At 62.7% G+C, this 13,516-nt stretch carries 21 protein-coding genes; 7 read left to right on the top strand and 14 right to left on the bottom strand.

The window, feature by feature from the left end:
• Window positions 1–85 precede the first annotated feature (85 nt).
• The 3 genes from AC1DYC_RS02820 to AC1DYC_RS02810 are packed head-to-tail and all read left to right on the top strand — an operon-like array spanning window position 86 to window position 1,998.
• On the top strand, window positions 86–1,096 hold the full coding sequence (locus AC1DYC_RS02820) for a zinc-dependent alcohol dehydrogenase family protein (protein WP_477403790.1): 1,011 nt from the start codon (window positions 86–88) through the stop codon (window positions 1,094–1,096).
• 48 nt (window positions 1,097–1,144) lie between these two features.
• A complete protein-coding gene (locus tag AC1DYC_RS02815) occupies window positions 1,145–1,594 on the top strand; it encodes an OsmC family protein (protein ID WP_477403788.1) in 450 nt (149 codons plus the stop codon).
• A gap of 17 nt (window positions 1,595–1,611) precedes the next feature.
• Window positions 1,612–1,998: a nuclear transport factor 2 family protein gene (locus AC1DYC_RS02810; RefSeq protein WP_477403786.1), complete on the top strand. Its 387-nt coding sequence runs from the start codon at window positions 1,612–1,614 to the stop codon at window positions 1,996–1,998.
• Between the two features lie 69 nt (window positions 1,999–2,067).
• Here the strand turns inward: AC1DYC_RS02810 and AC1DYC_RS02805 are convergent, their stop codons facing one another.
• Together AC1DYC_RS02805 and AC1DYC_RS02800 are read right to left on the bottom strand one after the other, a co-directional pair.
• Window positions 2,068–2,583 (bottom strand): OsmC family protein, encoded by a 516-nt coding sequence (locus AC1DYC_RS02805; protein WP_477403784.1) that lies wholly within the window; start codon window positions 2,581–2,583, stop codon window positions 2,068–2,070.
• Between the two features lie 53 nt (window positions 2,584–2,636).
• Window positions 2,637–3,062 (bottom strand): GFA family protein, encoded by a 426-nt coding sequence (locus AC1DYC_RS02800; RefSeq protein ID WP_477403782.1) that lies wholly within the window; start codon window positions 3,060–3,062, stop codon window positions 2,637–2,639.
• A gap of 11 nt (window positions 3,063–3,073) precedes the next feature.
• On the opposite strand from AC1DYC_RS02800, the gene AC1DYC_RS02795 reads away from it, so the two are divergent.
• Complete coding sequence (locus AC1DYC_RS02795; protein ID WP_477403780.1) at window positions 3,074–4,243, top strand: AraC family transcriptional regulator; 1,170 nt, start codon at window positions 3,074–3,076, stop codon at window positions 4,241–4,243.
• Between the two features lie 17 nt (window positions 4,244–4,260).
• Here the strand turns inward: AC1DYC_RS02795 and AC1DYC_RS02790 are convergent, their stop codons facing one another.
• The 8 genes from AC1DYC_RS02790 to AC1DYC_RS02755 form a co-directional block, all read right to left on the bottom strand.
• Window positions 4,261–4,872, bottom strand: coding sequence for a LysE family translocator (locus AC1DYC_RS02790; RefSeq protein WP_477403778.1), 612 nt, complete (start codon window positions 4,870–4,872; stop codon window positions 4,261–4,263).
• 212 nt (window positions 4,873–5,084) lie between these two features.
• Complete coding sequence (locus tag AC1DYC_RS02785) at window positions 5,085–5,471, bottom strand: YkgJ family cysteine cluster protein (RefSeq protein ID WP_477403776.1); 387 nt, start codon at window positions 5,469–5,471, stop codon at window positions 5,085–5,087.
• Window positions 5,472–5,475: 4 nt separating this feature from the next.
• Window positions 5,476–5,637 carry a hypothetical protein gene (locus AC1DYC_RS02780; protein ID WP_477309568.1) on the bottom strand — a complete coding sequence of 54 codons (162 nt, stop codon included), beginning with the start codon at window positions 5,635–5,637 and terminating at the stop codon, window positions 5,476–5,478.
• A gap of 1 nt (window position 5,638) precedes the next feature.
• Complete coding sequence (locus AC1DYC_RS02775; protein ID WP_477403774.1) at window positions 5,639–6,046, bottom strand: hypothetical protein; 408 nt, start codon at window positions 6,044–6,046, stop codon at window positions 5,639–5,641.
• Entirely contained in the window at window positions 6,046–6,270 is a 225-nt protein-coding gene (locus AC1DYC_RS02770) for a hypothetical protein (protein ID WP_477403772.1), read from the bottom strand. The genes AC1DYC_RS02775 and AC1DYC_RS02770 overlap by 1 nt, the downstream gene beginning before the upstream one ends.
• Window positions 6,271–6,566: 296 nt before the next feature.
• On the bottom strand, window positions 6,567–6,776 hold the full coding sequence (locus tag AC1DYC_RS02765) for a cold-shock protein (protein ID WP_023671502.1): 210 nt from the start codon (window positions 6,774–6,776) through the stop codon (window positions 6,567–6,569).
• 403 nt (window positions 6,777–7,179) lie between these two features.
• The gene (locus AC1DYC_RS02760; protein WP_477403770.1) at window positions 7,180–7,806 is read right to left on the bottom strand and encodes a class I SAM-dependent methyltransferase; all 627 of its coding nucleotides are present in this window, start codon (window positions 7,804–7,806) and stop codon (window positions 7,180–7,182) included.
• Window positions 7,796–8,836, bottom strand: coding sequence for an oxidoreductase (locus AC1DYC_RS02755; protein ID WP_477403768.1), 1,041 nt, complete (start codon window positions 8,834–8,836; stop codon window positions 7,796–7,798). Before AC1DYC_RS02755 ends, AC1DYC_RS02760 begins: the two co-directional genes overlap by 11 nt.
• Before the next feature lie 105 nt (window positions 8,837–8,941).
• Here AC1DYC_RS02755 and AC1DYC_RS02750 point away from each other — a divergent pair, with 105 nt between their 5' ends.
• Window positions 8,942–9,577, top strand: coding sequence for a TetR/AcrR family transcriptional regulator (locus AC1DYC_RS02750; protein ID WP_477403767.1), 636 nt, complete (start codon window positions 8,942–8,944; stop codon window positions 9,575–9,577).
• On the opposite strand, the gene AC1DYC_RS02745 is transcribed toward AC1DYC_RS02750, so the two are convergent.
• Window positions 9,561–9,881 carry a YciI family protein gene (locus AC1DYC_RS02745; RefSeq protein ID WP_477403765.1) on the bottom strand — a complete coding sequence of 107 codons (321 nt, stop codon included), beginning with the start codon at window positions 9,879–9,881 and terminating at the stop codon, window positions 9,561–9,563. The two genes, AC1DYC_RS02750 and AC1DYC_RS02745, sit on opposite strands and share 17 nt — an antisense overlap.
• A 22-nt stretch (window positions 9,882–9,903) precedes the next feature.
• Entirely contained in the window at window positions 9,904–10,557 is a 654-nt protein-coding gene (locus tag AC1DYC_RS02740; RefSeq protein ID WP_477403763.1) for a glutathione S-transferase family protein, read from the bottom strand.
• A 165-nt stretch (window positions 10,558–10,722) separates the two neighbouring features.
• Between AC1DYC_RS02740 and AC1DYC_RS02735 the strand changes: the two genes are divergently transcribed.
• Complete coding sequence (locus AC1DYC_RS02735; RefSeq protein ID WP_352590276.1) at window positions 10,723–10,902, top strand: CsbD family protein; 180 nt, start codon at window positions 10,723–10,725, stop codon at window positions 10,900–10,902.
• Between the two features lie 49 nt (window positions 10,903–10,951).
• On the opposite strand, the gene AC1DYC_RS02730 is transcribed toward AC1DYC_RS02735, so the two are convergent.
• Entirely contained in the window at window positions 10,952–12,070 is a 1,119-nt protein-coding gene (locus tag AC1DYC_RS02730) for a metallophosphoesterase (protein WP_477403761.1), read from the bottom strand.
• A 124-nt stretch (window positions 12,071–12,194) separates the two neighbouring features.
• Between AC1DYC_RS02730 and AC1DYC_RS02725 the strand changes: the two genes are divergently transcribed.
• Window positions 12,195–12,788 (top strand): hypothetical protein, encoded by a 594-nt coding sequence (locus AC1DYC_RS02725; RefSeq protein ID WP_477403759.1) that lies wholly within the window; start codon window positions 12,195–12,197, stop codon window positions 12,786–12,788.
• Between the two features lie 18 nt (window positions 12,789–12,806).
• Here the strand turns inward: AC1DYC_RS02725 and AC1DYC_RS02720 are convergent, their stop codons facing one another.
• Window positions 12,807–13,493 carry a TetR/AcrR family transcriptional regulator gene (locus AC1DYC_RS02720; RefSeq protein WP_477403757.1) on the bottom strand — a complete coding sequence of 229 codons (687 nt, stop codon included), beginning with the start codon at window positions 13,491–13,493 and terminating at the stop codon, window positions 12,807–12,809.
• Window positions 13,494–13,516 lie beyond the last annotated feature (23 nt).

Below are 13,516 nucleotides of genomic sequence, written 5' to 3'. Positions count from 1 at the left end.
AGCGGCCATTATAGGCCTTGCAGAAAATATGACAACCGGTCTACATAATATGTAGATCAGTCTACATACTTTGGGGAGAAACGATATGCGCAGCTACCGTCTCGAAGGATCCGGCGGGGCCGAATCCCTGGCGATGCGAGACGCGGCGCGGCCAGAACCAAAACCGCATGAGATTGTGATCCGCGTTCGCGCCACCTCGCTCAATCGCCGCGACACCATGATCCTTGGCGGTACCTATCCGCTGCCGCCGCGCCAGGGTGTCATTCCGTTGAGCGACGGCGCCGGTGAGGTCGTCGCGATTGGCGATCAGGTCAGCCGCTTTGCCGTCGGCGACCGCGTCACCGGCAGCTACTTCGCCCGCTGGATCGACGGCCGCATCAATGCCGGGCTGATCGACCAGCTCGGTTGCACGCTGGACGGCATGCTGGCCGAATATGCCGTGCTCGACGAGCAATGGGCGGCGCGCCTGCCCGATCATCTGAGCTGGCACGAGGCGGCGACGCTGACCTGCGCCGGCGTGACGGCCTGGAATGCGGTGACGGGACCTGGAATTCTCAAACCAGGTCAATGGGTTCTGGTCATCGGTTCGGGTGGCGTAGCGCTGTTTGCGCTGCAGTTCGCCAAACTCGCAGGCTGCCGCGTCGTGGCTGTCACGTCGCGCGCCGAGAAGGCCGACAGGCTGCGAGCGCTGGGCGCCGACCTGGTTGTCTCCAGCACCGACACGCCGGAATGGGGCGGCTGGGTGCGCGAACAGACCGGCGGCATCGACCTCGTCGTTGAAACCGGCGGCCCGGCCACCTTCGCACAGTCGCTGATCGCCAGCACGCTTTACGGGCACATCGTGCTGCTGACGCTGCAGGATGCCAAAGGCAGATCGATCGAGATGCCGGCAGCACTTTACCAGCGCAGCCTCGTCACCATCAGCCGCTTGTTCGTCGGCAGCCGGACGAACCTCGAGACGATGCTGCGCGCCGTCTCGCAGCATCGCCTGAAGCCCGTCATCGACAAGGTCTTCCCCTTCGCCGAAGCCGCCGATGCCTATCGCTATTTCCAGCAGGGCGACATCTTCGGGAAGGTCGTCATCGACGGCGCCTGACCCGTTTGCCCGCTCATCATTTTCAACCTCGATCCCAGGAGAACGACCATGACAATCCGTGAAGCCCAGGCAGAGTGGCAAGGGACGCTGAAGGAAGGTGCCGGCCGGCTGCGGCTGGGCAGCGGCGTCTTTGAAGGCGCCTATTCCTTTCCGTCGCGCTTTGAAAACGGCCCAGGCACGAATCCGGAAGAACTGATAGCCGCGGCCCATGCCGGCTGCTTCTCGATGGCGCTGACCTTCATCCTCGGCCAGGACGGCCACTTTGCCAGCACCATCCACACCACCGCCAAGGTCCATCTCGGTGCGACCGCCGCGGGACCGACGATCACGCGCATCGATCTCGAAACGCAAGCCGACATCCCGGGCCTAGAGCCTGCCGAATTCCAGCGCATGGCGGAGACGGCGAAGACGACCTGCCTCGTCTCTCGCGCTTTGGCCGGCGTTGCGAACATCGCGCTTAAGGCCGAGCTCGTCGCCACCACTGCCACGAAACAATGAAAACCAGGAGATATGAGATGGACCAGAACAGCATCACGAACATTCATCCGGATGAACGCTCCGGGCAGACGGCCGAAATCATGCAGCGCTTCAACGATGTGTTCCAGTTGCACGATCCAACGGCGCTCGGCGAACTGGTCGCCGAGGACTGCGTCATCGAAAACACGGTGCATGCACCGGACGGCGCCCGCCATGCCGGCAAAGAAGCATGCGTTGCCCTATGGTCGGCAATCGCCATCCAGCCCGGCACGCGCTTCGACCTCGAGGAGACCTTCGTTGCCGGTGAAAGGGCAACCATCCGCTGGCGCTATTTCATGCCCGACGGCAACTCCATCCGCGGCGTCAATCTGATGCGCGTCGCGGACGGGCGGATCGTCGAGGCGATGGGCTACGTGAAGGGATAGGCCTTGGCACGATGCGGGATCAACCCGGAATCTCGCCCGGCAGGGTAGAGATTCCAGGCTGCTGTTTCGTTATTGCACGACCTTTTGCAGCTTCACCGTGGTCTTGGGGCTGTTCTGGATGGTCTGGAAGATCACGCAGTAGCGGTCGGTAAGTTCAAGCAACTGGTCAAGCTGGTGCTGCGAAGCCTCGGTGTCGATATCGAACCGCAGGCGGATTTCCTTGAAGCCGACCGGCACGCCTTCGGTGACACCCAGCGTGCCGCGAAAATCGACGTCGCCTTCCGCGGAGACCTCAACCGACCTGATCGGAATGTCGAGCACGGCTGCGGCCGCCCGCATCGAGACGCCGGCGCATGCGATCAGCGCCTCCAGCAGCATGTCGCCGGAGCAGAGTTCCCGGCCGCTGCCACCAGCCATCGGATGAATGCCGGCAAGCGCCAGCCCGCGTCCGGTCTCGACCTTGCAGGTCACGGTCGATGCGTCGGCGACTCCTTTGGCCTTCAACGTGAGAAACGCGGCCTGCGCATCCCTGCGGTAGAGATCCTTGATCGGCTCCTGCGTGGCGCGAAATGTTGCGATTTCCATGGATTATCTCCTGTCTTGAATAGTCGTTGTCAAAATGGCGAACCGCGGTGGCCTTACTCCGGCACGGCGATGCCGGAGCCGCCGAGTTCCGCCGGGAAATCTCGCAGCTTGGGCAAACCGTCCTTCATCGGCAGCACCGTTTCGGCATAGTTGACGTGAAGCCCAGGTGTAAATTTCACGCCGGGAATCGTCGCCGCATAAACGTCGACGAGGCCGAGCGGCGGATGGGCGGTCATCAGATGACCACCGCATTTCGTGCAGAACTGGCGATCGCTCATTTCGGTTTTCTCGAAGCCGGACAGGAACTCCACGCCCTTTGTGAGCTTGACGTTCTCCGGCTTCCACAGCGTGAAGGCATTCACCGGAGATGCCGACCAGGATCGGCAGGAGCTGCAGTGGCAATAGCCCATTGCCTCAGCCGTTCCTTGCACTTCGATCTCCACGGCGCCGCAAAAACACCCGCCTCTATGTACCGTCATGACTTTTGTCCTTGGTTGGTTTCGACTGCGCCCCAGCGCCTGCTTTCGGCAGCGCTGGGCACTGGTGGGGGTTTAAGCGTTGCGGCCGCAAACTGAATGATGCGGCGTCCGCCTTGCTTGACAGCGCGTCCGGAACTGGAAAGGGATGTCCGACCGGCTTGCCGGTTGGGTGCGGGACAAACGGAATGGCCGGGGATGCTCTGTCTGACCTGTTGAAGACGGTACGTCTTACCGGCGCGACGTTTTTCGACATTGAGGGCCACGAGCCGTGGGCCGTCTGCTCGCCAGCGCCATCATCGATCTTGCCGAAGATTCTGCCCGGCGCGGATCATCTGATTTCCTACCATGTGGTGACGGCCGGCCGCTGCTTCGCGCGCATCGTCGGCCAGGAAGCGATCGCGCTGGAGGCCGGCGAGGTCGTGGTTTTCACCCGGAGCGACCCGCACATCATGTCGAGCAATCCGGCGCTGCGTGCCGATCCGCCGACAGCCGACGTGCTCGACATCGCGACCGCCGGCCGGATGCCGTTTTACATCAACTGCGCCGGCGACGGGGCAATGTCGGCCAGGCTGGTCTGCGGCTACCTCGCCTGCGACGCCCAGCCGTTCAATCCCCTGCTTGAGGCATTGCCGCCGGTGATCAAGGCCGGAGACGCGAAAGGCGATGGCAGCTGGCTCGGCCAGTTCATCAAGCTGGCTGTCACGGAAGTGGCGGAAAAACGCGCCGGCAGTGAAACGATGCTGACCAAGCTCAGCGAACTGATGTTCGTCGACGTGCTGCGCCGATACGTGGAATCGCTGCCGCCGCAGCACACGGGCTGGCTGGCGGGCCTGCGCGATCCGCATCTGGCAAAGGCGCTGGCGCTGATCCACGACCGCCCGGCGTACAACTGGACGGTGGAGGCGCTGGCGAAGGACTGCGCCTTGTCGCGCACGGTGCTTGCCGAACGCTTCACCAGGCTCGTCGGTATGCCGCCGATGCACTATCTCGCCAAATGGCGCATGCAGATTGCCTCGGAACTGCTCAGCGCCGGCAACAGCAACATGGCCAGTATCGCGGCCGAAATCGGCTACGAGTCCGAGGCGGCGTTCAGCCGCGCCTTCAAGAAAATGATCGGTGTTCCACCCTCGGCCTGGCGCCTCGGCATCCGGACGGGGTCCGGCAGCGACGAGGTGCTTTAGGCCGAGGGCTGGCAATTCTACCGGTCGGCCAGCGCCAGCTTGGCGCCGAGCATGACGAAGGCGCCGGCGAAGGTGCGGCGCATCCAGGTCAGCACCATCGGCCGCGACACGACGTGGCTGCGGATCGAGGCGGCAAAGATGCCGTACGCGACGAAGACGACGAAGGTCAGCAGCATGAAGACGCTCGAGAGTTCGAGCATCTTGGCGAAGGCGTTGGTTTCGGTGGTGCTGACAAATTGCGGCAGGAAGGCAAAGAAGAAGATCGACAGTTTCGGGTTGAGGATGTTGATCAGAATGCCGGAGGTGATGACCTTGGCAGCGGAACGGGGTGCTGCGTTTTCGTCGACGCTCAAGCCGCCCTTCTCCTTCAGCGTGTTCCAGGCCATGTACAGCAGATAGGCGACGCCGAGATATTTTAGCGTCTCGAAGGCGACAGCGCTGGTGTGCAGCAGCGCCGCCAGGCCGGTGATGGCGGCCGCCATATGCGGGATGATGCCGAGCGTGCAGCCGAAAGCGGCAATGATCGAGGCGCGCACCCCGCGCGAAAGCCCAGCGCTCAGCGTATAGAGGACGCCGGTGCCAGGCGAAGCCACGACGATCAGCGACGTCAACAGGAATTCGATGCTCATGGATCCTCCAACGCCCTGCCCGTGGCGGAAGCTATCGGGGGATGTGGGATGAGGCAAGCGCCCGTGAGCTTGATCTCCCCCCTGGAGGGGGAGATGGCCGGCAGGCCAGAGGGGGTCGTCTCGCTTGGAGCGCCAACGCCCTCTTTCGTTACGAAGGCGTCGGCGCTCCACGCGCAACGACCCCCTCTGTCGCCTTCGGCGACATCTCCCCCTCAAGGGGGGAGAATAGTGAGCACCATCCCGTGCGCCTTGCGCGCCATCAGGCAATCGTCGCCGCCGGGCATGCAGGCGCGGCAGACGTCGGGGCGGATCTCGTAAATGCCGCAGGCTGTGTGCTTGCCGACCTCGCCGGTCAGCGCCGTGCAGCGAACGCCCTCGCACCGCATGCCGGACAGGTCGGCCGCCACGAACTTTTCCGGAATCCGGTCGAGTTGCGCATCGTCTTCCATCGAGAAGCGTGGCCATTCGGCCGAATAGGAACAGCAGGCGCCGCAGCTCTGGCAGTCGAAAACCGGCTCAGCGCTCTGTTCCAGTGACAAAACGTCCCTGGCGGCCAAAGCGGCCAGCCCAGCGAGATTGCGATCGGCCTGGGGCGGCAAGGCGCTATTTCTTCTTGCCTGCCTTGCGCGATGGCGTGGCGGCTGGCGCCTCGAACAGATCGGTCGCGGACGGTTCAGCGGCCTTCGGCGCGGCAGCGGGCTTGGCCGGCTTTGCAGCGGCAGCCGGCACTGCCGGCTGGTCCTTGGCGGAAAACTTTATGGCCATGTCAGTCCTCGTCGGAAAAACGCGATGATGGTGCGCGCGGATTGCGCAAGCGGCCGATCAGCGCCGAGACCGCCGTGATGTTCATTTCCTCGGGCGACCAGTTCCTGGCTTCCGCAATGTGGTGCGCTGCCAGCTCGCGATGGGTGCTGCCGCTATAGGCGGCGTCCTGGTAGGTCACCCGCTCCTGGGTCTTTTTGTCCTCGCGAATATATTCAATCAGGTAGTTCGGAGCTTCGGCGCGGCCGCGCACGCCGACGCGCACCTGGGCATCGCCATGCGCGCGCTTGCAGCGCTCGAGCTTTTCCAGCACGCGGCGGACATATTCGACCGGCTTGTCCAGGCCTTCGACCATGGACGCGATGGTCGAATCGGCGTCGATCAGTTTAGGCGGTACGCGCTTGGTGGCCATCAACGTTTGCCTGCCCGCTTCGGCAACGCCACAAGTGCTGCGGCCGCCGCCATCTCGTCGGCTTCCTTTTCTTTGCGCAATTCGCGCAAGCGCGCGGTCTTGGCTTCCCGTGCCTCGCTGACGGCATCACGCTCGGACAGGATGCGGTTGAGTGACATCGACTGGGTCTGCGTCTTGCTGAACAGCGAGCCGGCCTGGTCGGCGGTCTTCGATTGAGTGGTCAAAAACTTTCTCCTGTCGGGAGCCTGGTGCCGATAGAACGAGACCGGTCGTTGCTCACGACCAAAGGCAATACGGCATCGGGGCAATATGGGCGGTTCAGATTGCTGGAGCGTCCCTTAGCACGTTCCGGCCTGCGTGCAGCGCACTTTTAGCGGCATGACACGCAAAATGAAAAAGGCCAGGCACCGCCTGACCTTCCATGGAAGCGCCGCGCATCCAGTTGGATGCGCAAGGCACTCCTTTCAGCCTTTCATCGGTGCCAGTACATCCGTGGTCACCGGAAGGCTGAATTTCTTGATCAGGCCGCCTTCAGCTGGTCGGCGGACATCTTGCCCGACTTGTTGTCGCGGGTCATCTCGTAGCCGAGCTTCTGACCCTCGACGATGTCACGCATGCCGGCGCGCTCTACGGCCGAGATGTGGACGAAAACGTCGGCGGAGCCGTCGTCAGGCTGAATAAAACCAAAACCTTTGGTGGCGTTGAACCATTTCACTGTGCCGGTGGCCATGAAGAACCCTTTCCCTGGCAAATATTCGTTCACCATTGCGCGACTGCACAACAGCGTTTGTCTCGATTTTTGATGGGGAAGTTCGTCAAAGGCGCGCTTGGTGTGCGCGGATAACAAAAGTCGGTCAAACAAATATCGACATATGTCTTGTAGACTTCTTTTGGCGCCGAGTCAATTTCTGGTTTTCCTGCGACCAGAATTCAACCTGGAGATGTCAAGGGATGACGCCTCAACTGGCGAGCCGGCGCAGGATAAGGCAGGCTAAAAAAAATGCCCAAGGCCGGAACCAATCCTAAGCCGGCGCATTTTTATGGTGTCAGCAGTACAGAGAGCAATCTCAGAATGCTGGCAAAAGGACGCCTCCCGCACATTAAATGGTGCGAGAGGCGTTCTTGTATGTGCCCTAAGCTCTTTCCCGCTTCATTGTGATGCCCGGCGGCCGGGCGGGGTTCGCTTGCAGCGCAACCGGGCGGCGCGCGATGCGGTAGACCGTCGCCGGCGGAATGTTCCTCAGCGTGCGTCCCATCCGTGTCGCTTCGAGGCCGAGCCCTTCCAGCAGCTCGCCGGGGACCGGGCAGCGCGGACCGTAGGTGAACTGGTAGAGAGAGCCGTCATCGCGCAGATGCGCGAACGATCCGGCCACAATGGCCGCCACCGTCCTGGCCGGCATGGACAATAGCGGCAAGCCGCTGACCACCGCGCCGGCCTGCGCGGACTGCGTCCCGATCGCGTCGCCGATGTCGGCCGCGTCTATGCGCAGCAGGCGCGCTCGCGGAAAACGCTGGCCGAGCATCGCAGCGAACTCGGCGCCCTTTTCGACCAGGATCAGTCTGTCCTCACTGACGCCTCGCCGGATCAGAGCCTGAGTGAAGACGCCCGTCCCCGGCCCGAGTTCGATCACCGATCCGGTCGCGGCACCGATCTCGGAAACCATCAGCCTTGCCAGCGCAGCACTTGACGGCGTGATCGAAGCAACACGCAGCGGATCGAACATCCAGGCGCGGAAGAAGCGAAGGATGTCAGACGGCATGGGTGGACCCCAGGTTTGCGAGGTTGAAGCGGACCCCGGTCAAATCCTCGGACAGCTGCCACAGTCTTTTGGCGAGATCAGGGTCGCGGGCCGCGTCGATCGGCTGGACAACCGAGGGATAGCCGCTCATTTCGCGCCTGCCGTCCGGCCCGATAAACTGCCCGCTTGATGCGGTCGGTGCGGTTGCCGCGTAAAGCTGGTTGAGTGCGCCCATCGTGACGTCCTGCGCGAAGAAGCGGTTGCCGAAGCGCATGAACAGTTTGAGGATGCCGGTCGGGCCGCTCAGCTGCAGATTGGTGGCGGAATAGCCGGGATGGGCGAGCAGGCTGCGCACCGGCAAGCCCACGGCCTTCAGGCGACGGTCGAGCTCCAGGGCAAACAGCACATTGGCGAATTTCGACTGGGCATAAAACGACATGCGGCCGTAGTTCCGAGCGCCGACAAGGTCGTCGAAATGGATATTTCCGCGCTTGTGCAGGTCGGAGCTGACGGTGACAACCCGCCCGTCGCTACTTTGCGCCAGACGATCGATGAGAAGCGCCGTCAGCACGAAATGGGCGAGATGATTGACGCCGAACTGCAGCTCATACCCCTGGCGGGTCAGACTGCGCGGCGGCATCATGACGCCGGCATTGTTGACCAGCACATCGATGGCCAATCCGTCTGCGATGATGCCGGCGGCAAAGCGCTTCACATCGTCAAGATCGGCAAGATCAAGCTTGCGCAATTCGAGTGAGCCGGGGACACGCTCGGCTTCGATACGGGCTTTTGCGGCTCGGCCTTTTTCCTCGTCACGCGCGGTCATCACGACATGGGCGCCGTGGCGCGCAAGTTCGAGCGCCGTCTGGAAGCCGAGACCGCTGTTGGCGCCGGTGACGATGACCGTGCGCCCGGACTGGTCGGGAATATCGGCGGCTGTCCAGCGACTTGGTGCAGGAGGATCATTGACGGCGGCATGCGGGATTGCCGACAAGGCTGCAGACGAGGGCTGGGTAGCTAAGCTGTAAGTGGATACGAACTGGGTAGACATTGGGGGATGTCTCCTGGGGTTGATGTGCGGCCATCTTAACAGTGTTAAGTGACAAATAGCGTAGAATCTGTACATTGTAAAGATTGGGGCTGCGGGAGAAATGAAATGGCCGTCGAAACAGCGCGTGACGCCTATCACCATGGCGACCTCAGGGATGCCTTGATCAAGGCGACGGACGCCATACTCGCCGAGCGCGGCCTCGAAGGTTTTACGCTGCGCGAGGCGGCGCGGCGCGCCCATGTATCGCCTGCAGCCCCCGCGCACCATTTCGGCAGTTCCGCCGGGCTGCTGACCGAAGTTGCCATTCTCGGTTTTGAGGAACTCGCCCGCCATATCGAGGTTGAGGGGTCGGCCGAGAGCGCGACCGCGCGGCTGAAACAGCAGGCGGCCGGCTATGTGCGTTTTGCGCTGGCCTATCCCGGCCGCTTCCAGCTGATGTTCCGATATGATCTTCTGCTGCCGGACGACGCACGGCTGGCGGCGGCGTCCGAACTGGCCAAGGTACCGATCGCCCGCACGATTCTTGCCTTGCGCGGGCTGCCCGAGGATGCCGAGCTTGACGCACCAACGAGCGCCACGATGCTGGCAGCCTGGTCAACCGTGCACGGCTTTGCCCATCTGGCGCTGAGCGGCAAGTTTTCGAAGCTCACACCGGAGGCGAAGTCCCAGCATCTGCTAGACGACCTGTTGCCGCAGATGCTGGACATATTGTGGCCGGAGCAGCCTACAGGATCGCGCTGATCAGCGGCAGGATCTCGTAGTGGAAACCGCGGCCCGAACTCGACACTGGATCGCCGTCGGTCACCGCCCTCGCCTCGGCTTCGCTGCCGACACGCAGGATCAGCAGCCCCCAGGGGCCAGCCGGGTCAGCGACCGGGCCGGCCAAAATCATGGTGCCTTCGCGCAGCTTGCCTCTGAGATAGTCGGCATGCCTGCCCATCAGCTCCCTCTCCTCCCCCGTCATGGTGAAGGCGAAGTCCGGCCGGGGCGGGATCAGCCGGCAATGGAAGATTTTGGGCACCTTGGTCTCTGCCTTGCTGGCCATCGGTTGCTCCCGAAGTGCAGCCCTATTCGTCCGGGCCGGGCTCCGGCCACGTCTCCTTAGCCGCCTCCGCATACCAGTGCCGCATCGCCGGCGTTGCCAGCACCGCGTCGACATAGGCGCGTGTATCCGGCGCCAGTTCGCCGCCATAGGTGTCGAAGCGGGTGACGACCGGTGCGTACATGGCATCTGCCGCGGTGAAATGGCCGAACAGGAACGGGCCGCCCTTGCCGTGTTGTTCCCGGCACTGGCGCCAGATCGTTTCGATCCGCGCGCGCTGCAGTTCGCCTTCGGCGTCGAGCGGCTTGTGCCCCTTTGGCCGGCGCAAATTCATCGGCCAGCCATAGCGCACCTCGCGAAAGCCGGAATGCATCTCGGTCGCCACCGAGCGCGCCAAGGCACGAGCGCCAACATCATCGGGCCAGAGTTTTTTCTCGGGAAACAGGTCGGCCAGATATTCAAGGATGGCAAGGGTTTCCCAGACGATCCTGCCATTGTGATTCAGCACCGGCACGAGGCCGGTCGGCGACACTTTCGCCAGATTGGCAAAGGTTTCGGGCGTGCGCAGGCGTACAAAACCTTCCTCGAACGGTATCTCCAGATGCTTCATCGCCACCCATGGCCTCAGCGACCAGGACGAAAAACATTTGTTGGCGATGATGAGCGTGAATTCGGCCAAGACGGTCTCCCCAAAATTTTCGTCACACTAGCCACTCGAGGAGACGGCGGCAAAGCGCTTCGGCGACCAGATAAGCGACCAATGCGACGATGAACGGCTGCACACGGAACCTAAGCCACGCCTATCCGTTTGCCTCCTGCAGATGAAATCCCAGGAGATGCAAAGATGGTGAACAAGGATCAGGTTGCCGGCGTGGTCAAACAGGTCAAAGGCTCCGTCAAGCAGGCTGCCGGCAAGGCGACTGGCAACAGGCAGACCGAGGCCGAAGGCACGGCCGACAAGATCGCCGGCAAGGTGCAGAAGGCCTATGGCGACGTGAAGGAAAAGGTCAAGAAGGCGTTCTGATCCGATCTTTGCAGGCAATGAAGAAGGCGGCTTAAGGCCGCCTTTTTCGTCAGAAGGTCAGTTTCTTGCTGAAGGCGTTGGTGAACTTGACCTCGCCATGATCATCGGTCGCCTCGCCCAGCACTACATCCATTGCATCGCCGGTTACCCTGGCCAGCGCGAAGCCACCCATAAAGGCGGCCTTGGGTTTGAACAGGTCGAGGCCATCGCCGTTGTAGATCATCGGCACTTCATGCTGGTGGCCATGGAAGATGGCGATGACATTGTAGCCCTTCAGCGCCGCCAGCAGCGCCTGCCGGTCGGCCTCGCTCCACCAATGCGGCGCGCCTGAGCCCTCGTCGTCATAGGTGCGCTTGGCAGGATCCCAGCGCTCGACCGAAAAAGTATCCCAGCCATAGTGCTGGAACAGGATGACGGGTCGGCCGTCCGCGGCGTAGGTCGCCAGATCCTGCTTCAGCCATGGCAGGCTGCTCACCGCGCCGTGGCCGGTGTCGCCGGCAAATCGATGCGTCTGGACGAGATGCAGGCCGCCCCAGTCCCAGGAGTAGCAGTCGGTGTCGACATCATATTCGGTTGCTGGCACCGGCGGCTTGAAGAACACGCCGGGGCGGTGGTTGACCTCGACATAGTCGCGCAATTCACGCCGGTACCAGTCGACGTGCGGCGGCGAGCCGTTCTGGTCGAGATCGTGATTGCCGAGCCCGACATAGACCGGCATGTGCACACGGTCCTGGCCGACGCCCTGTTGATAGCGCTGGCTGAACTGCAAAAGCTGCGTGCCTTCGCTGGGTTCGGTGATCTGGCCGCCGCCATCGTCGGTGATGTCGCCGCCGACGACGAGGCCGAGCGGCGCGCCGATGCGGCCGCCGGCCGAACGCAGACCGGTGGCAACGCCGCCGATCTCGGCCGGCCATTGCCGGTCGGCCAAACCATTGAGGGCCGCGACATTGCGCAACAGGGCGGCGTCCGTCTTGCCTTCCTGCAGGCAATTGGGGCTCAAGCCGCTCGCCATGCGACAGGCGTGGACATCGGCGATGAACAGGAAGGTGGCGTCGATAGGCTGGATGCGCTTTCCGGTCTGGCAAAAGGCGGCGCGCGGCAGCAGGCCAGCCATGGCGAGGCCAGCTGCCTGTGCGAGGAAATTGCGCCGGGTCGAGATGCGGTTCATGGTCTGAGTTTCAGCACAGCCGGTGCCCCGCCGTCCAGTTGCCACGATTGGCAATCAATAGTGCACCATAGTTCCGGCATTTCTTGCTAATATTAGCCGCTGGCAGACTGAGCAGAGGGGAAGCATGAAAACCGCATCGATCGGTACGATTTTGGTTGTGTTGCTGTCGGCGAGCGCGGTGCATGCCGCCGATTGCGTCGACGCAAAATCCGCCAAAGCCGGATTCGTGCTGGAAATGCCCGGCGTCCGCAGCGAATTTCGGCCGGTGGCCGGCGACATGGTCTCCGTCACCAACGCCTACGAATCGCAATCCCCGCAGACGCAATACCTGTTCCGCGGCCTGGTCGAAGTGCTTCGCGACAGCGATACCGGTCGGGTGGCGTCGATCCCGTTTTCGGATCTGCGAAAACTGTTTCCGCTGAAGACCGGGGCAAAAAGCACGATGGAATTCGTCGAGCTGTCGCCGAACAAGCAGCCGAAGAGCACCAAGACACTGAGCCTGGTCGTCAAAGGCAAGGAGACGTTCAGCGTCGGCGGCTGCAAATACAATGTGCTGGCTGTCCAGGAGACCTTCAAGAACGGCGCCGGCGAAACGCTGGACACATTCACCGCGCTCTATGCGCCCGATCTGCAAGCGGCTCTCGCCCGGCGCTACGACGAAGGCACTAGCTCGGAATCGGTGAACGGTTACGAGACGATCAAACCGCTTTCCAATTAGGACAGCGCTGTACTGGCCTCAAGGTTTTCCCGGCAGCAACAGGATCCTGCGACGTCGCTTCGCCAGGCTCGGGAATGGCGGCGTTGGGCTTGGCTCAAGCTCGGCCAGGCAATCGCGCAACACGCTGGCGTCCTGCGTCGTCTTGGCCATCGACATGGCGCCGGAATAGGCAGCGATGGCGAGTGCCGCAAAGCGTTCGGGGTTGGTGCCCTGCTCCCTCCCCGCCTGCTGATCGGCCCTGATCTTGTCGGCGACCGCCTGGCGCCATCCGGCAAAGATGCCGGCCAAAGCGGCGCGGAAATCCGGGTCGGCGAGCGACAATTCATGCGCCAGATTGTTGAGCGGACAGCCGCGCACGAAACCCTGCTGCTCGAGCTCTGACGCCACCGCTTCGAAGACCACGCGCACGCCCTCGCGCGCCGTATCAGCCGCCCTTACCGGGCTGATCCAGGTCTCGTCGAGGGCGGCAGCCACCCGCTCCTCGATCACCGCCAAAGCGAGCGCCTTCTTGGTCGGGAAATGATGATGCAGCGCGCCGCCGGTGACGCCGGCTGCCGCCATCAGGTCAGCGAAGCTGGAGGCATTGTAGCCGCGCGCCTGGAACGACGCTTCGGCGACATCGAGCACCTTGTTGCGCAGGCCTTCGGGATCGTTGGTGCGTTTTCGCGGCGGCCCGTTTGGGACCTGAGCAATCTCTGCTGACATTTGCAAACGATAGCAGATTGACA

The sequence above is a fragment of the Mesorhizobium sp. P2_E7 genome (assembly GCF_056403855.1).
Note: the sequence above shows the minus strand (reverse complement) of the source record. Positions and strands in the feature narration are given on the sequence as shown.